The organism is Actinoalloteichus fjordicus (assembly GCF_001941625.1).
GTDB lineage: Bacteria > Actinomycetota > Actinomycetes > Mycobacteriales > Pseudonocardiaceae > Actinoalloteichus_A > Actinoalloteichus_A fjordicus.
In genome coordinates, this window is sequence record NZ_CP016076.1 from 5,331,511 (window position 1) to 5,347,822 (window position 16,312).

Annotated in this window: 17 protein-coding genes; 11 read left to right on the forward strand and 6 right to left on the reverse strand. The window is 68.7% G+C overall.

The genetic code is table 11. The features are described 5' to 3' along the window. Nucleotides 1-3: 3 nt before the first annotated feature. Entirely contained in the window at nucleotides 4-1,254 is a 1,251-nt protein-coding gene (locus UA74_RS22555) for an AAA family ATPase (RefSeq protein ID WP_198042823.1), read from the reverse strand. A 1,109-nt stretch (nucleotides 1,255-2,363) separates the two neighbouring features. Between UA74_RS22555 and UA74_RS22560 the strand changes: the two genes are divergently transcribed. Genes UA74_RS22560 through UA74_RS22585 form a run of 6 tightly spaced genes read left to right on the forward strand, consistent with a single transcriptional unit; the run spans nucleotide 2,364 to nucleotide 8,456 of the window. After that, the gene (locus UA74_RS22560; protein WP_075742042.1) at nucleotides 2,364-3,875 is read left to right on the forward strand and encodes an ABC transporter substrate-binding protein; all 1,512 of its coding nucleotides are present in this window, start codon (nucleotides 2,364-2,366) and stop codon (nucleotides 3,873-3,875) included. A 50-nt stretch (nucleotides 3,876-3,925) separates the two neighbouring features. Next, complete coding sequence (locus tag UA74_RS22565) at nucleotides 3,926-4,876, forward strand: ABC transporter permease (protein ID WP_075765407.1); 951 nt, start codon at nucleotides 3,926-3,928, stop codon at nucleotides 4,874-4,876. After that, the gene (locus tag UA74_RS22570; protein WP_075765409.1) at nucleotides 4,873-5,766 is read left to right on the forward strand and encodes an ABC transporter permease; all 894 of its coding nucleotides are present in this window, start codon (nucleotides 4,873-4,875) and stop codon (nucleotides 5,764-5,766) included. The genes UA74_RS22565 and UA74_RS22570 overlap by 4 nt, the downstream gene beginning before the upstream one ends. Before the next feature lie 49 nt (nucleotides 5,767-5,815). Beyond that, nucleotides 5,816-6,625: an ATP-binding cassette domain-containing protein gene (locus UA74_RS22575; protein WP_075742045.1), complete on the forward strand. Its 810-nt coding sequence runs from the start codon at nucleotides 5,816-5,818 to the stop codon at nucleotides 6,623-6,625. Then, complete coding sequence (locus UA74_RS22580) at nucleotides 6,622-7,635, forward strand: ATP-binding cassette domain-containing protein (RefSeq protein ID WP_075742046.1); 1,014 nt, start codon at nucleotides 6,622-6,624, stop codon at nucleotides 7,633-7,635. The genes UA74_RS22575 and UA74_RS22580 overlap by 4 nt, the downstream gene beginning before the upstream one ends. After that, nucleotides 7,632-8,456 (forward strand): DUF1684 domain-containing protein, encoded by an 825-nt coding sequence (locus UA74_RS22585; RefSeq protein WP_075742047.1) that lies wholly within the window; start codon nucleotides 7,632-7,634, stop codon nucleotides 8,454-8,456. The genes UA74_RS22580 and UA74_RS22585 overlap by 4 nt, the downstream gene beginning before the upstream one ends. A gap of 17 nt (nucleotides 8,457-8,473) precedes the next feature. On the opposite strand, the gene UA74_RS22590 is transcribed toward UA74_RS22585, so the two are convergent. Beyond that, on the reverse strand, nucleotides 8,474-8,656 hold the full coding sequence (locus UA74_RS22590) for a hypothetical protein (protein WP_075742048.1): 183 nt from the start codon (nucleotides 8,654-8,656) through the stop codon (nucleotides 8,474-8,476). 253 nt (nucleotides 8,657-8,909) lie between these two features. Further along, complete coding sequence (locus UA74_RS22595; RefSeq protein ID WP_075744111.1) at nucleotides 8,910-9,344, reverse strand: TIGR03618 family F420-dependent PPOX class oxidoreductase; 435 nt, start codon at nucleotides 9,342-9,344, stop codon at nucleotides 8,910-8,912. A gap of 50 nt (nucleotides 9,345-9,394) precedes the next feature. Between UA74_RS22595 and UA74_RS22600 the strand changes: the two genes are divergently transcribed. Both UA74_RS22600 and UA74_RS22605 read left to right on the forward strand, forming a co-directional pair. Beyond that, a complete protein-coding gene (locus UA74_RS22600; protein ID WP_075765413.1) occupies nucleotides 9,395-9,787 on the forward strand; it encodes a winged helix-turn-helix transcriptional regulator in 393 nt (130 codons plus the stop codon). A 200-nt stretch (nucleotides 9,788-9,987) separates the two neighbouring features. Further along, nucleotides 9,988-10,848, forward strand: coding sequence for an IclR family transcriptional regulator (locus tag UA74_RS22605; protein WP_083684129.1), 861 nt, complete (start codon nucleotides 9,988-9,990; stop codon nucleotides 10,846-10,848). Nucleotides 10,849-11,569: 721 nt separating this feature from the next. Here UA74_RS22605 and UA74_RS22610 read toward each other — a convergent pair. The 3 genes from UA74_RS22610 to UA74_RS22620 are packed head-to-tail and all read right to left on the reverse strand — an operon-like array spanning nucleotide 11,570 to nucleotide 13,974. Further along, nucleotides 11,570-12,718 (reverse strand): methyltransferase domain-containing protein, encoded by a 1,149-nt coding sequence (locus UA74_RS22610; protein ID WP_075765415.1) that lies wholly within the window; start codon nucleotides 12,716-12,718, stop codon nucleotides 11,570-11,572. Continuing rightward, nucleotides 12,715-13,686, reverse strand: a complete 972-nt coding sequence (locus UA74_RS22615; protein WP_075765417.1) for an MvdC/MvdD family ATP grasp protein — start codon at nucleotides 13,684-13,686, stop codon at nucleotides 12,715-12,717. Before UA74_RS22615 ends, UA74_RS22610 begins: the two co-directional genes overlap by 4 nt. A gap of 6 nt (nucleotides 13,687-13,692) precedes the next feature. Further along, on the reverse strand, nucleotides 13,693-13,974 hold the full coding sequence (locus UA74_RS22620; protein WP_157434380.1) for a hypothetical protein: 282 nt from the start codon (nucleotides 13,972-13,974) through the stop codon (nucleotides 13,693-13,695). A 614-nt stretch (nucleotides 13,975-14,588) separates the two neighbouring features. Here UA74_RS22620 and UA74_RS22625 point away from each other — a divergent pair. The 3 genes from UA74_RS22625 to UA74_RS22635 are packed head-to-tail and all read left to right on the forward strand — an operon-like array spanning nucleotide 14,589 to nucleotide 16,286. Continuing rightward, complete coding sequence (locus UA74_RS22625; RefSeq protein ID WP_075742053.1) at nucleotides 14,589-14,918, forward strand: hypothetical protein; 330 nt, start codon at nucleotides 14,589-14,591, stop codon at nucleotides 14,916-14,918. Next, entirely contained in the window at nucleotides 14,899-15,432 is a 534-nt protein-coding gene (locus tag UA74_RS22630; protein WP_075742054.1) for a DUF6879 family protein, read from the forward strand. Before UA74_RS22625 ends, UA74_RS22630 begins: the two co-directional genes overlap by 20 nt. An 11-nt stretch (nucleotides 15,433-15,443) precedes the next feature. Beyond that, nucleotides 15,444-16,286: a helix-turn-helix domain-containing protein gene (locus UA74_RS22635; protein WP_075742055.1), complete on the forward strand. Its 843-nt coding sequence runs from the start codon at nucleotides 15,444-15,446 to the stop codon at nucleotides 16,284-16,286. Nucleotides 16,287-16,312 lie beyond the last annotated feature (26 nt).

The following is a 16,312-nucleotide window of genomic DNA, read 5'->3' on the forward strand; positions in this document are numbered from 1 at the left end:
TCGTCACACCACCCGGCGACGACGCAGATAGCTGATCAGCTCGTCATAGGAGTTGTCGTGATTGGCGAACTGCGCGACCTGCCGGGCGGCGTGAAACCAGCTCTTGGTGGACGGCTTCACGTCTTTCAGCGCCGTGGTGAAGTCCGACGTCTCGATGTCGCGAATCCGATTCGTACGAATCGAGTCGAGCATCGCGCGTTCGGCAGCGGCCTGACACAGATAGGTCAGATCGGCGCCGGAGAAGTCCTCGGTCCGATGCACCAGCGAGGCGTAGTCGAGACTGCCGACGGGACGACCACGCATGTTCAGCCGAATGATCGCCAGCCGCGCGGACTCGTCGGGCGGCGTCACGAACAGCATCCGGTCCAGCCTGCCCGGCCTGCGCAGCGCGGAGTCGATGTCCCAGGGATGGTTCGTGGCGCCGAGGACGAAGACGCCCTTGTTGTCGGAGTCCACCGAGTCCATCTCGGTGAGGAGCTGGGAGACGACGTTCTTCATCGGGCTGTGCGCCATGGCGGCGCGCTTGCCGCCGATGGCGTCGATCTCGTCGATGAACAGCACACAGGGCGCGCTCGCCCTGGCCGTGTTGAAGATCGCCCGGACGTTCTTCTCGCTGGCGCCCATCCACATGTCCAGGGCGTCGGCCAGCGAGACGGACAGGAACTTCGCGCCGAGTTCGCCTGCCACGGCTCGGGCGATGAACGTCTTCCCGCAGCCCGGCGGGCCGTAGAGCAGCAGGCCGCCCCGTAACGAGTGACCGTAGGCGCGGGCGACCTCCAGGTTGCGCATCGGGGCGAGGAAGGCCGCCTCCAGCCGCTCCTTGACGCTCTCCATCCCGGCGACGTCGGCCAGTCGCACGGCCTCGGATCGCACGTCGACGAGAGTCTCGGCGTCGGTTCCGTCCGGCGGGGCGGCCGTCACCGGCACCCGCTCCACGTCGCCGGGCCCTGGCGAGGCCGCCTCGGTCGAGAGCGGCGGTGCGGCACCGGACGCCGGAGGGACCTGCGTCGAGGCGGTCGGTTCCGGGGCGGCCGGTGTCGGGCTCACCAGCCTGCGCATCAGGTCGGTGGCCGCCGCCGAGGACGGGTCACGGGCCAGGATCTCCACCAGCCCGCGCATCGCCTCCTCGGTCCGGCCGTCATCGATCAGCACCTCGATCAGTTGGAGTCGGGCGTCGTCGTCGTGGCTGTCGACGCCGAGAACGGCTTTCAGGGCGTCGATCTTGGCCTGGCGTTGCGCGGCGGAGTCGTTCACGGTCTCTGCTGCTCCTCGACGTCGGCGAACGGCATTCGAGTCCTCGGATCAGCCCCCACAGGTCGGACTCTTTCAGGAATACCGCGCGCATTTCGATCTTATCGCCTCCGCGATCGAGGGGGTGGTTTTTCCGGCGACGAAGGAGAATGGCGATCTTCGTCCGATAAGGACGAACGGTGATTCCGTTGCGGGCTGCGACATCGCGCGGTTCTGGTTCGATGGTCGACCTATTCCCGACACCGGTCCGGACGACGGCTCGGCCGATTCTCACCGGCCGTCGGACGAAGGGCGCCGCCTCGGCGCCGGGCCGGCTGGCGGTGCGTCCCCGCCCCAGCCGGATCTCGCTGCGCCGGGGCCGGGACGCGCACGCGTCCGTCGGACGGACATCGAGCCCCCGTCGGCCGGACCGGTCGCGGGGCAGCCGGGCGCGCCCCCGGCCTCGCCGATCGTGTCGCTCCGAGGACCACCACGCCCCGACATCTCACGCAGAGTGTCGACATGGCAACCGTTAGCCACCCTAACTAGGGCATCCCACCAGCGAGAATGTCATTCTCATTACAAGGAGCGACGACGGTGCGGGCCGACGGGCATACTCGCGTCGTGGGCCAACACTTCTACGCCGTCTCGCGGCGACACGTCGACCTGCTGCGGGTGTGCAGCAGCGCCTGTCGTCTGCGGGCCGCGACCTCCGGCGCAGGCCCGCGCTGATCCCTGCCTCGGCCAGGACGACGGCCGCCCGGCAGTTCTCGACTCCCGCCCCACGATGACCGCGACGACCAGGCAGGCTTCCTGCCCGGCTCCGCGCCGTCGATCCTGCGGCGGATCGATCGCTGTCCGATCTGCGCCGTCGCCGTCCCCGCGCCCCGTCCCGTGGTCTCGTACCGCGTAAGTCGGGGCCGCCCCCTGGCACGCACGGGCTCGGCGGGCTGATCGCCCGATCCGCGTGCCCGCTCCGCGCAGGCTGCACGGGCCCCGCCGAGACTCCGGCGTCATTCCGTCCGGCAGCACCCCCGGTCGGCGCCCCCGGTGCCCGACCGACACCACCTCCCGACCGACACCACTCCCGGCCGGTTTCCCGCCCGGCATCTCCCGCGACAAGGAGCGCCGCCATGCGCCGCAGCGCGCTGTATACCGCCCTCGCCGTCCCGCCTCTGCTGCTCGCCGCCGCGTGCGGCGGGGGCGGCGGCGCGACCTCCACCGGCGAACCCGATCCGGAGGCCGTCGTGGTCATCGGCTCACAGAACGAGCCGACCAGCCTGGACTCCAACGTCGGCGGCTCCTCCGGGCTGTCCGAGGTGCTGCTGCGCAACGTCTACGAAGGCCTGGTGGCCCTGGACGACGAGGGCGAGATCGTGCCCGCGCTCGCCGAGTCCTGGGACGTCTCCGAGGACGGTCTCGACTACACCTTCCACCTGGCGCCGGACGTGACCTTCCACGACGGCACGGAGTTCAGCGCCGACGACGTCGTGTGGAGCATCGAACGCACCATCGCCCCCGACTCGGTCAACCCGAAGAAGCAGAGCCTGGCGGGCATCACCTCGGTGACGGCCGAGGACCCCGACACCGTGGCGGTCAGCCTCGGCGAGCGCAGCAACGAGTTCCTGTTCGGCCTGACCACCTCGGCCGGGCTGATCTTCCAGGAGGACGCCGCCGATCTGGCCGAGCAGGCGGTGGGCACCGGCCCGTTCACCTTCGACGAGTGGAAGCGCGGCGACAGCATCACGCTGAGCCGCTACCCCGACTACTGGGGCGAGACCGCCGCCTCGGCCTCGGTGGTGTTCCGCTACTTCGACGACGCGACCGCGATGAGCAACGCGCTCCAGGGCGGCCAGGTCGACCTGCTCGCCTCGGTGCCCTCCCCCGAGCTGCTCGCGGCCTTCGAGGGCAATCCGCAGTTCGTGATCACCGAAGGCGCGTCCAACACGAAGACGCTGCTGGCGTTCAACAACGAGCGGGAGCCGCTGACCGATTCGCGGGTGCGCCGCGCGCTGCGGGCCGCGATCGACCATCAGGCCGTGCTGGACGCGGTGTGGGACGGCTACGGCCAGCTGATCGGCAGCGGCATCCCGCCCACCGACCCCTGGTATGAGGACCTGACCGCCAACGTGGCACACGATCCCGAGCTGGCCAGGGAACTGCTCGCGGAGGCGGGCCACGAGGACGGCCTCACACTGAGCCTGGACGTCCCCTCCGAGGACAAGCTGCTCACCGTCGCCCAGCTCGTGCAGGACCAGCTCGCCGAGGTCGGCGTCACCGTGGACCTCAACGCCATCGAGGGCGCCACCTGGTACGACAAGGTGTTCACCCAGGTCGACTACGACCTGACCATCCAGAACCACGTCAACCCGCACGACGTCTTCTGGTACGCCAACCCCGACTTCTACTGGCGCTACGACGACCCGCAGGTTCAGGAATGGGTCGCGCAGGCCGACGTCGCCGAGACGGAGGAGGAGCGCGTCGAGCTGCTCCGGCAGGTCGGCGAGCGGATCTCCGAGGAGGCCGCCAGCGACTGGCTGTTCCTCAACCCGCTGGTCCGGGTCGCCCGCGACGGCGTCACCGGCTACCCGGAGACCGCACTGGCCGACAGCCTGTACCTGCCCGAGATCACCAAGGCGGGCTGAGCGATGACGCCGTCCACGCGCCGGGGCGCCCGCCGGGAGGTCCGCCGCCGATGATCCGGTACGTGCTGCGGCGGGTGCTGCTGCTGGCGGGCTCGCTGATCGCGGCGAGCGCGCTGACGTTCCTGCTGCTGTCCCTGCTGCCCGGCAATCCCGCGCGGACGATGCTCGGCGTGGAGGCCACCGAGGAGCAGGTGGCGGAGCTGAGTCGGCAGCTCGGCACCGACCAGCCCGCGCCGATCCGCTATCTGCACTGGCTGGGCGATCTGCTGACCGGCGACCTGGGGCGGTCCTATGTCAGTCAACAGCCGGTCGGGCCGGAGATCCTGGACCGGATGACGGTGACGGTCCCCCTGGGGCTGTCGGCCTTCGTGCTGTCGGTGCTGATCGCGGTGCCGCTGGGCGTGTGGGCCGCCCTGCGACACCGCAGCCCGGTGGGCGTGGTCGTCTCGGCGATCAGCCAGCTCGGCGTGGCGGTGCCGATCTTCTGGATCGGCATCCTGCTGGTGGCGGTGTTCGCCCTGAACCTGGGCTGGGCGCCGCCGGGCGGATTCCCCGTCGCGGGCTGGGCCGAGCCGGGCGAGGCGGTGCGGTCACTGGTGCTGCCGGTGGTGACCCTCGCGGTGGCACAGGCCTCCGCGCTGCTGCGCTATGTCCGCTCCGCCACGCTCGACGTGGTCGATCAGGACTTCCTGCGCACCGCGAGATCGGTGGGCTGGACGCGCTCGCAGGCCCTGTGGCGGCACGGACTGCGCAACGCGTGCGTGCCGGTGCTGTCGGTCCTCGGCGTGCAGCTGGCCGGTTCGCTGCTCGGGGCGGTGATCGTGGAGAGCGTCTTCACGCTGCCGGGACTGGGAAGGATGTTGTTGACCGACGTGGGAAACCGTGACCTGGTCAAGGTGCAGGCCACCGTGTTCCTGATGACGGCGGTGGTGCTGGTGGTGGGCTTCCTGGTCGACGTGGCGCAGCGCGCGCTGGACCCGAGACTGCGAGCGGCCCGATGACCCCCGCGCTGCGCTCGGCTCCCGGCGGGACGGAGCCCACCCCGCGCGTCGCCGCCTCCCGAGTCCGGGCCCGTACTCGACGCAGACGCGGACCCGCGCTGATCACCGGCGCCGTGCTGGTGGGACTCGTCGTCCTGGCCGCGCTGGTCTCCCTGGTGTGGACGCCCTTCGACCACGACGCGACCGGTGTGGGCGGCCGGTTGGAGACGCCGAGCGCGACCCATTGGATGGGCACCGACCGACTCGGTCGCGACGTGTTCAGCCAGTTCCTCGTCGGGGCTCGGCTTGCCTTGGGCATCGGGACGGCGTCGGTGCTGATCGCAGCCGTGCTGGGCATCACCCTCGGGCTGCTGGCGGCGCTGGCGCCGAGGAAGGCCGACGACGCCGTGGTGCACGGCATCGACGTGCTCATCGCGTTCCCCACGCTGCTGCTGGCGATGGTGCTGGTGGCGGTGCGGGGCGCGTCGACGCTCACCGCCGTGCTGGCGATCGGCCTGGCGACGTCGGCCGTGGTGGCCCGCGTGACGCGCATCGCCGCCCGTCGGGTGCTCGTGCAGGACTACGTCCTGGCGGCGACCGCGTCAGGCACCGGCCGTCTCGGCATCCTGCTGCGGCACGTGCTGCCCAACATCTATCCGATCCTGTTGGTGCAGCTCTCGTTGGAGTTCGGTCTCGCGGTGGTGGCCGAGGCGGCGTTGTCCTATCTCGGCCTGGGTTCGCCGCCGCCGAACCCGTCCTGGGGCCAGATGCTGCGCGACGCACAGGCGGTGCTCGGCGTGCAGCTGTGGCCTGCGGTGTTCCCCGGCCTGGCGATCGTGATCACGGTGCTGGGCCTGAATCTGCTCGGCGACGGCCTGCGTGAGTACGCCGATCCGGAGCTGTCCCGATGAGCGCGCGCGAGGTCGGCGCCGGGAACTCGATCGGCAGGAGGAGGTCAGGATGAGCCTGCTGAGGGTGCGGGATCTGACGGTGCGGCGCCGCGACGGCCACGAGCTGATCGCGGGCGTCGATCTGGATCTCGCCGAGGGCGACCGCCTCGGCGTGGTCGGCGAGTCCGGCTCCGGCAAGTCGCTGACCGCGCTGGCCGTGGCCGGTCTGCTGCCCGAGGGGATGACCGTCTCGGGCTCGGTGCGGCTGGACGGCGTCGAGCTGCTGGAGCTGTCCGAGCAGGCGATGACGCGGGTGCGCGGCAGCGGGGTGGCGATGGTGTTCCAGGAGCCGCTGACCGCGCTGGACCCGCTGATGCGGGTGGGCAGGCAGATCGCGGGCCCGTTGCGCCGACATCGCGGTCTCAACCGTCGGGAGGCCGACGCCGAGGCGGTCGAGCTGTGCCGCCGGGTCCGGCTGCCGGAGCCTGCCGAGTCGGCGCGGGCCTACCCGCATCAGCTCTCGGGCGGGCAGCGGCAGCGGGTGGGGCTGGCATTGGCGTTGGCCTGTCGGCCTCGGCTGCTGATCGCCGACGAGCCGACCACCGCTCTCGACGTCACCGTGCAGGCCGAGATCCTGGAGCTGATCCTCGAATCGGTGGCGGCGGAGGGGGCCGGGCTGCTGTTCATCAGTCACGACCTGCCGGTGATCGCCTCGGTGAGCGATCGACTCGCCGTGATGCGCGACGGCGCCGTGGTCGAACAGGGCGCGGTCGAGCCGGTGCTCGCCGCTCCGCAGCACCCCTACACACGGGAGCTGCTGACCTCGGCGGTGGCGGCGGGCAGGCTGCCGGGAGATCCGGGATGGGAGGCAGGTCGATGACCAGTCCGACGACGGAGACCGCAGGTACGGAGACGGCGGCGGGTGCCGTGTTGTGGGAGGCCCGCGGCCTGACCAGACGATTCCGGGCGCCCCGAACGGCGAGGTCGTCCGGGGTCGGTCGGGCAGGGGCAACGACGCGGACCGCACTGTCCGATGTGGACCTGACGATCCGCGAGGGCGAGGCGCTGGGCATCGTGGGCGAGTCCGGCGCAGGCAAGTCCACGCTCCTGCGGCTGCTGCTCGCCCTGGACCGGCCCGACGAGGGCGAACTGCACTACCGGGGCGCCCCGCTCGGGTCCGATCGGCGGAGCCTGCGGGCGTTTCGGCGGGACGTCCAGGTGGTGTTCCAGGACCCGCGCGGTTCGCTCAACCCCAGGATGCCGGTGTCGGCGATCGTCGCCGAGCCGCTGCGCAGCCTGCGCATCCCCGGCGACCACGCCGCGCGCGTGCGGGAGGTGCTCGGCGAGGTGGGCCTCGGCCTGGACGCGGCCGACCGCTACCCGCACGAGTTCTCCGGCGGGCAGCGGCAGCGGATCGCCATCGCCAGGGCCTTGGCACCGCGTCCCCGGGTGCTGGTGGGTGACGAGCCGGTCAGCGCGCTGGACGTGTCCGTGCGGGCCCAGATCCTCGATCTGCTCGCGGGTCTGGCGGCCGAGCACGCCATGACGCTGGTGCTGGTCTCGCACGATCTGGCGGTGGTGGGACGGCTGTGTCCTCGGGTGCTGGTCCTGCATCAGGGCAGGGTGGTGGAGACCGGCCCCACCGAACGTGTGTACTCGACGCCGGAGCAGGACTACACGCGGCGGTTGCTCGCGGCGATCCCCCGGCTGCCCGCCGGGGTGCTCGCCGGTCTCGACGACGCGGGGCAGGGCGGGGCGGCGGTCCCGGCCACCTCGCCGGACGCCACCGCCGAGGACACCGCGCAGGCACCCGCCGGACAGCGGGCACCATCCCGCAGCGACGCCATCGCGCCGGGCGCACCGGCCGACGAGGAACGGAGCACGACATGACGGAGACGATCAGCGACCAGGACGCCCGGCGGTACTGGCAGGACTGGCGCGCGGGGCGTCGCCGATCGCTCACGGGCCCGCAGGGCAACCTCGCGCTCGTGGACACCTACTGGCCCGAGACGGACTCCGTGTTCGATGAGCTGCCGGGCACCTGGACCGTGCGGGCGGATCGGGTCTGGCTCACCGCGACGGCCGCCGACGAGGTGCGCGTCGGCGACGAGGTCGTGGACGGCGAGATCCCCGTCTCCCACGCCGACGGAACGGCCTCGCCGTGGGTGCAGTTCCCCGGCGGCAGTGCGACGGTGGTCCGTCGTGGCGATCAACTCGGCATCCGCCGATTCGACCCGAAGGCCCCGGCGGTGGCGGATTTCGAGGACGTCGAGGCCTTCGACTTCGCCCCCGAATGGCAGCTCACCGGCACCTTCACCCGCTTCGCCGAGGCCACCACTGTCGACTACGAGAAGATGCTGGAGGACTCGCCGACGCCGACGAACGTGCCCGGCGAGCTGCGGTTCACCGTGGCGGGGCAGGAGTACACCACCACGCCGATGCTCTCCGGCGGCCTGCTGCTGCTCGTGTTCGCCGACGAGACGACCGGCGTGAGCACCTACCGCCCCGGCCGGTTCCTCCGCGTCGCGCTGCCCGACTCGGCGCCGGGCGAACCGGTGTCGGTGCGGCTGGACTTCAACCGCGCATACCTGCCGCCCTGTGCGTTCTCCGCGCACTTCAACTGCCCCTTGCCGCCTGCGGGACACCGCATCGCGGTGGCCGTGGAGGCCGGCGAGAAGCAGGCCAGGCTGCGGACGTCACAGCCGAGCTGAGCGGGCGGGCGCGCACGCTACGGTAGGCGGATTGCCTGCGGGACGGCCGACACCGCGATGGCGAGGTCTCGCCTCGCGGTGCCGCTGAGGACGGCGGCGAGGGTGCGTTCCGGCGATCTCCCCGACCCGGGCTGCTCGTCGCCGAGCAGCCCGTCGAAGGCGGTGCGTGGCGAGGAGAAGCGTCGGGCCGGGCGGCCCATGTCGGGTCGCCCGACCTGATCCGCGTCCGATGCGGATGGACGCCGGTGAAGATGTCCATTGTGGATGGCTGCGATGTCCGTCCCGGCATGGCGACCGGTCAGAACGCCGGAACCGCCTGGTCGCATCGTGATCCGAGGCCGCGCCCGCCGCCGAGGCGACGCATCATCCACTGAGGACTGTCGGCTTCCGCCTGCCTGCCCTTCCGTCAGATCATCGATCTCGTGCGCTCAGTCGAACCTCCCTGGGCGCAGCTCAGCCCGCCCACGGGCCGATGCCGCCGATACGAGTCGGACCGATCCGGCCGATCAGCGTGGTGTCGGACTCTCGGTTGGGGTAGGGATAGTCGGTGCCGTAGTACCGCCGAGCCTGCCGGTCCATGAAGGCGGCGAACTCCTGGGCGATGCCCGGCCCCTCGAACCGCACCGTGCCATGGACGACCAGATGCTGGCGCAGGCCGACCGGCGAGTCCTCCTCGTCCTCGATCACCAGCGTGACCCGCGGATCACGACGCAGGTTGCGCACCTTGCGCCTGCTGCTCTCGACGCCGAACACGAGTTCGTCGCCGTCGCGAGACACCCACATCAGACTGGCCTGGGGCGATCCGTCGGGATCGATGGTGATGAAGACGACGTTGAGGGCTCGGTCGAACAGGCGGTGGGTGCTCTCGGGAAGCACGAGGCTCGTCATGCCTGCGAGCGTAGGAACCGCCATGGGCACCGCTGGGTAACCTGCCTGGTGTGGACGACTTCGACACCTCCAACGACGTCTTCCTCGCCGACTGCCCCGCCCGGCTGGCCGTGGAGATCATCGCCGACAAATGGGCCGTGGTCGTGCTCTACGCCCTGAGCAAGGGCCCCCGGCGGCACGGCGTGCTGATCGACCTGATCGGCGGAATCTCCAAGAAGGTGCTCACCGAGACGGTGCGCAGACTCGCCCGGCACGGCCTCGTCGAACGGCATGCGTTCCGCGAAGTGCCGAGGAGGGTCGAGTACGAGCTGACCGAGCTGGGTCAGACGCTGATCGAGCCCATCAGGGTGTTGACCCGCTGGTCGGAGGACAACGGCGCCGCGATTCTGGCCGCGCAGGAGGAGTCCGACGCCCGTTCGGCCCCGGCCGAGGCGAGGGCCTGAGGAGTTCCGCCAGCCGGACGGGGACCTTTCGGCCACCGGACGGCGATCGGTTTCCGACGCCCGGTGCGCGATCTGCTGCCTGCTGTCCAGCCGCCCTGCCAGGCGTGCGGGTACTCAGAGGTAACGTTGTGCGACCGTTCGGCAGTCCGTTCGGGGTCCGCACCGTCACGGGTGGATCAGTCGCGATCAGGAGGCTCGTCATGGCTGCACCGGCCGACCTTCCCGACGAGGCACGGCAGGCCGAGGGCGCGCCCGAGCCGGAGTCCAGCGAGCGACCAGGCGGCGTGCGGGACGTGAAGTCCGCCGCCCGCACGCTAGAACTACTCGAACTGCTGGCCGCAAGACAGAACCGGCCCGCCAGGCTTCGCGAGCTGAGCGAGGCGCTCGGGATGCCCCGAAGCAGCTGTTATGCGTTGCTGCGCACGCTGGCGAAGTACGGCTGGGTGCGCACCGACACCTCCGGGACGATGTACGGCATCGGCATCCGGGCGTTGATCGCGGGAACGAGCTACCTGGACACCGATCCGTATCTGCGGATCGCCAAGCCGGTGTTGGACCACCTCGGCGAGCAGCTCGACGAGACCTTCCACTTCGGCAGGCTCGACGGCACCGACGTGGTGTACCTCGCCACCCGCGAATCGGGTCAGTACCTCCGCCCGTACAGCAGGGTGGGCCGCAGACTGCCCGCCTACTCGACGTCGCTCGGCAAGGCGCTGCTGGCCGAACGTCCCGCCGAGGAGCTGGCGAATCATCTGCCGCCGACCCTGGCCGCGCTGACCCCGCACACCCTGACCGACCGGGAGGCGCTGGTCGAGGACCTGGCCCACACGAGGGAACGCGGCTACGCCGTCGACCAGCAGGAGAACAGCGTCGGCCTGCACTGCGTCGCGCTGCCGATGCGCTACGCGACCCCGCCGCTGGACGCCATCAGCTGCTCGGTCCCCCTGGCCCGACTGACTCCCGCACGCGAGGCCGACATCGTCGCCGCGATGCGCCGGGCCCGCGAGGAGATGGAACGCTCGGCGACGTCGGTCGCGATGGGCATCGCGGGCGGAATCTGAGGCCGGGGCGATCCGGAGGGCGGATGTTCCGCTGCTGCCGTGGGGTTCGCCCGGGCGAGTCGGCCGCTCCCTGGCCGGCACGGCCTGATTCGCGCCGCTGGGGGTAGCCGGCGGGTCGGGGTTGCCTTGGCTGTGCGGATGATCCTCTTCAACAATCCCGGTGGCCTTCGCAGCGGGAACAGCCCTGCGGGCGGGGAGAACGGACTACCGGCGGGGCAGCTCCCCGCGTTCTGCGGAACAGCCCCGCGTGCGCGGGGAGAACGGCACATGCCAGCCACCGCAGCTTCCTTCCTGAGGAACAGCCCGCGTGCGCGGGGAGAACCCGTCGCGCTTGCCGCTGAGCAGCTTCCTAATGGGAACAGCCCCGCGTGCGCGGGGAGAACGGGCCGCAGGCGAACGGCTTCTACGACCTGACGGGAACAGCCCCGCGTGCGCGGGGAGAACGACAGCGCCCTGGCCCACCGGATCTACGCCAACGGAACAGCCCCGCGTGCGCGGGGAGAACACTTGCTGACCTGGGACTCTACTCGCGAGTAACAGGATTCTCGTTCACTCGGATCGAGTCTAACGGGCCATCCGGAACGGCGGCGCTGACACCGAAATATCGCCGACGGCCTTCCTCGCGACCCTCGCTCTTGCATCGATCGCCCGGAGCCACCGGCGCAAGATCACGGGGAACACACAGGCTACAAAGTCGGCCCGTGCGCGTCGGCCCAGTTGATCAGCCGAGATCGCGGAGGACATTCGCGGGTTCGTCCAGCCAGAGTGTGTGGCGCCCACCCGCTGTGACAGTCAGCCCGAATCGGTCTATACCGGGGCGGCCTGCCGCATGCCACGCATCGAGGATGGGCACGAGTTCGGTCCAGAGTCGCCTCGGTCCCGCCTGGCGAATGGTCACGCCGTCGGCGTCGAGATCCGCCCTGGCCCAGGAGCCCGACGCGACATGAGTCCAGTGGTAAGCGTCGGGTGCGTCTGCCTCCGCCCCGGAGGAGACCAGCCTGCTGCGTTCTGCGACGAGTGCGGCGAAGAACGAGGCCATCACGAAGGGCAGGCCAGCAACGGCAGAAGCAGGCATCGAGTCCACGCTGTCCGGCGTGATCTCTGTAGCCGCCAGCACGTCTCGGGGCGACGTCGAAATCGGATCGGCGGCGTGCGGTGAACGCAGCGGCATGAACCCCGCCTGACTCAGGAACCGGCCGGACACCCCGCTGCCGTCACGACGCAGCAGCACAATGCCCTTGCTGACGTTGACCAGAATCGCACCCGCTTCGGACAGTTGCGCGAGCCAGGCAGACGGCACGCGGTCGACCCCACACGTGGCCAAGATCCGGTCGAACGGGGCTCTGTCGCCCACTCCCACGGCCCCATCGCCGCAACGCGTGTCGGGTGTGTAGCCGCAGGCGGCGAGGGCAGTCCTGGCATCGGCGACCAGGTCGGGATCGACGTCGATGGTGGTGACGACGTCGTCACCAAGGCCGACGCAGAGCAGGGCAGCGTTGTAGCCGGTTCCGGTCCCGATCTCAAGGACGCGGCCGCCTGAAGCGATGTCGAGCTGCTCCAGCATGGCTGCCATGAGGCTGGGTTCGGTGGAAGAACTGATGGGGACTCCGTCGTCGTCGAACCGCGTGATCAGCGTGTCGTCGCGGTAGGCCGCAGTCATCGCCTTCGCCCGGCGCACCGGATCATCATCCTGGACGTCGTGCTGGTCGAACGAGTTGTGGACTGCGTCGTACACGGCGAAACGCGGGGCGAACAGGTGCCGGGGAACTGCGAGGAATGCACTGCGCCAGACGTCAGACGTCAGGACGCTCGACAGGTCCTCCGCGAGACCAGTCCGAAGCCGGGAGGTGTTGTCGTCAAGGGTGGTCATGATGGTCCTTCTCCGATGAGTTCGTCGGCCATGGCGACAGTGACGGGTCCACGAAGGGCATCGATCCACGCCCACTGGCCATTGGGGTTGAGGTCGCCGAGGAAGTGCCACCGTCCGTCGTGGTCGACGACGAAATCAGGCGCTGCGAAGTTCAGTCCGAGGGCCTTCAGCATGCAGCTGACCCCAGCCGACACATCGTCGGGTACGCCGATGGGCGTGTACTGAAGACGGGCGTGCTCAGCACGCCAATCCACGGTGTCCGTACCAGCAGGCAGATCGATCCGGGTGGCGAAGAACCGTCGTCCAACCACGGCGAGCCGCACCGAATAGGCACAGGGAACCCGCGCCTGAAACAGATGCGTGGTGCGACGGACGCCTGCAGTGATGTCGTCGGCAGTGACAGGCGCCGCGCGGAGAGCGACACGACGGCCGGATTCGCTGCCGGGTCCGCCATCCAACGGTTTGTAGATCACGCCTCCGGAGTGCGCGACGCAGAATTCCCGAGCCGCGTCCGGGCTGTTGGTGAGTAACGACGGGGGAACCGTCAGACCGGCAGCTGCGGCGAGAGCCATCTGCAGCGGCTTGTGGCCGGCAGCTGCGATGCGATCCGGCCTGCTGATCCAGTGCACGTTGAGGGAGGCAAGCAGGCCGCCGAAGCCGTGAAAAGCCTCTGCGACGGCCCATCTCCGCTCTGTCGAAGACAGCCCGTGGTAAGGCACGAAGGGCGCGGGTTTCCGATACCAGATCGCGCGGAGGACCGACAGGTCCAGCTCATGTAGATCGTCACGTAGCGTTCCCGTCCACTCCCGGTGACCGGGCTCCAGATAGGAAACCTGTTCGAGGCGCTCGGGGAACGCCGCGACGTCGAACCGGGTGACCGCAACCCCACGGGCAGCAAGTTCGGCGATGACCAGATCTGCCGTGATGTCCTGGTCTCGGGTGATCACAGCGATGGTAGCGGCAGTCATCTCCGGTCAGTCCTTGTCGGTGACCCAGGTCATATCGAATTTTGTATCGTAATGAGTGGCCGCGTGAATCGGACGATCGGCGTTGACAACCGCTTGGTCGCGACCGTCGACGTTGAGCTGCCGAGACCGGTCGTAGGTGATTCCGTTCACCGCGATCATGTCGGCATCCGCCGCCTCCACACGTGTCAGGCCGAACGGACGCGCGTCGCCGATACTCGGTTCATCCTCGGAGATCGTGAGGTCAGACGGGCGCACGGGCAAACCGGAGGGCACAATCGAAGATTTCACAAAAAGTCCTCACTTTCTATCCGGCCGATGTCCCACATCGTGCTCTTCTCCCTGTATCCGTTATCTGTCCGCTGAACCTGCCACTAGGCTGATGCTCTCCCGCCGTCACACTTCTCGACGGGCTGATCCATCCTCGCCGACGGCGATCCGTAGGTACGGCACCCTGCTTGATCTCGCATCGCGTCGAGCGGCGTCCCACCGTAGTGGAGACAACTGCGATCTGTCCTGCTTGCAGGAAATCACCACAAGCGCTCGAACATCGCGATGCACACGGCGTCCGTACCCGCTGAGCCGAGGGACCAGATATGAGATGCGCCCAGGACGTCCGATCACTCATCGGCCCAGTTTCGGACCGTCTACCTGTCCGTTCGTCCGAACCCCCGTTTCGCCCGACCTCGGTCAGCGAGGTTGACCGAGGCTCCGCGTCCAGTCGATGCCCTGATCACCATGGCTGGCGCCGACTGTAGCGACCGGCGCGACGACGGGGCCAGAAGTTTGCTCGGATTTGCTCGCCGATACCTTCTCCTGGGGTGATTTCTTGACGGAATATCCCAGGCACGACGACCATGAAGTCACCCAGCACCCCGCGCACGTCCCTGGTGGAAGGTGTAGTCATGCAGCTGATGTTCCTCGGCAAGGAGACACAGGGCGGAGGCTCTCCTGCCCTGTACGCGACCGACCGAGGCACCTACGTGGTGCAAGGATGGAAGGTCAGCGGACACGCGACACGAGTCGAGATCCCCCATCGCCTGCTAGGACACGTCGAGAAGGGAAAATGCCTGGATACCCGACTCGACGACACCGGCCGTGGAAGTTTCATCCTCTCCGGGGAGCCCGTGACCGACGCCGAGACGTTGGCACAGCTGGACATCCCTGGACACGAGACGTGCGTCGAGATTCCGACGAGCAAGGAGGTTTGGGTCAGTGGAGCTGCTACAGGGTGAGGCGTTCGACGCGCTCTTCCGCGACTTCGCACGGGAAGCGTTTCACCTGGAAGTCCAGGACGCCTACCACACGCCGGAGGAATCGGGGCCTTTCCATCAGTTTCTCACCGGCCAGGCCGATGACTTCGGTTGGTTTCAACCATGGCTCGACCTGGTCCGCACGGCGACCGCAGCAGGGCGGGTCGTTCGTCGAGCACGAGTGGTGACTGTGCCGCACGCCGACTACACGAGGTGGGGCCTCACCGTGGCCGAGCACAATATCGCCGCCGGCGAGGAGATCCGGTGGCTTCCTCGCCATATGATCGACCCCGGTAGATTGTCGGCCGACGACTTCTGGCTCTTCGACGATTCGCTCGTGGTGTTCACGGTCTTCGAACCCGGCGGTCGGTTCGGCGGCGGCGCGGCCACGAGCGACTCCGTCATCGTGGACCATTGCCGCGCGGTGCGCGATCGAGTCTGGCAGGCAGCGATCCCGCACCGTCAATACCGGGATACCGATCACGTCACGACGTAGGACCCGGTCTAGTGACGCACGCCCTCCACGAAGCACGACGCTCCCTCGGCCAGCAGCTACGTGATCTACGCAAAGACGCGGGGCTGACCGGCCGAGGCCTGGCTGCCCTCGCTGGTTGGCATAGCTCGAAGATCTCCAAGATCGAACATGGCGGGCAGACCCCATCCGAGGAAGACATTCGCGCCTGGTGTCAGCACAGCTCAGCCGACAGCCAGATTCCTGATCTGATCGCCGCCGTCCGCAACATCGAGTCAATGTACGTAGAATGGCGGCGAGTGCTGCGCACTGGGACGCGCCGCCGCCAAAGCGCGTCGCGACGACTGGAGTCGAGTACCAGGATAATGCGATGGTACGAACCGGTCCTCATACCGGGACTGCTACAGACGGCCGAGTATGCCCGCGAAGTCATGCGTCCCGTGATCGAGTTCTACGCAGTCCCGGATGATCTCGACTCGGGTGTCGAGGAACGCATGGAACGGCAAAAGATTCTCCGGCGTGACGATCGCCGCTTTCATTTCATCATCAGCCAACAGGCCTTGAGGACGACGGTGGGCAGCACCGAGACCATGATCGGCCAGCTGAATCGACTTTTGACCGCACGGTCACTTCCTCGCGTCAGTTTCGGAATTATCCCAGACAATGCCGAATACCGGACACCGACAAATCAATTCATCATCTTCGACAGACACCTCATTCAAGTGGAGACGATTTCAGCTGAACTGAGCATAAGTCAGCCACGAGAAATCGCACTCTACGATAAGGCTTTTCGGCAACTCGCCCGGCAGGCAGTCACCGGGGTGGCGGCCGTATCACTGATCAACACCGCCCTCGATGAGCTTCAGGCACAGCGATGACATTCATCTTGACGCACGCCGCAGAC

Coding starts and splice junctions, on each gene's coding strand:
- UA74_RS22560 (WP_075742042.1), top strand. CDS start 2,364: ATGCGCCGCAGCGCGCTGTATACCGCCCTCGCCGTCCCGCCTCTGCTG.
- UA74_RS22565 (WP_075765407.1), top strand. CDS start 3,926: ATGATCCGGTACGTGCTGCGGCGGGTGCTGCTGCTGGCGGGCTCGCTG.
- UA74_RS22570 (WP_075765409.1), top strand. CDS start 4,873: ATGACCCCCGCGCTGCGCTCGGCTCCCGGCGGGACGGAGCCCACCCCG.
- UA74_RS22575 (WP_075742045.1), top strand. CDS start 5,816: ATGAGCCTGCTGAGGGTGCGGGATCTGACGGTGCGGCGCCGCGACGGC.
- UA74_RS22580 (WP_075742046.1), top strand. CDS start 6,622: ATGACCAGTCCGACGACGGAGACCGCAGGTACGGAGACGGCGGCGGGT.
- UA74_RS22585 (WP_075742047.1), top strand. CDS start 7,632: ATGACGGAGACGATCAGCGACCAGGACGCCCGGCGGTACTGGCAGGAC.
- UA74_RS22590 (WP_075742048.1), bottom strand. CDS start 8,656: ATGGGCCGCCCGGCCCGACGCTTCTCCTCGCCACGCACCGCCTTCGAC.
- UA74_RS22595 (WP_075744111.1), bottom strand. CDS start 9,344: ATGACGAGCCTCGTGCTTCCCGAGAGCACCCACCGCCTGTTCGACCGA.
- UA74_RS22605 (WP_083684129.1), top strand. CDS start 9,988: ATGGCTGCACCGGCCGACCTTCCCGACGAGGCACGGCAGGCCGAGGGC.
- UA74_RS22610 (WP_075765415.1), bottom strand. CDS start 12,718: ATGACCACCCTTGACGACAACACCTCCCGGCTTCGGACTGGTCTCGCG.
- UA74_RS22615 (WP_075765417.1), bottom strand. CDS start 13,686: ATGACTGCCGCTACCATCGCTGTGATCACCCGAGACCAGGACATCACG.
- UA74_RS22625 (WP_075742053.1), top strand. CDS start 14,589: ATGCAGCTGATGTTCCTCGGCAAGGAGACACAGGGCGGAGGCTCTCCT.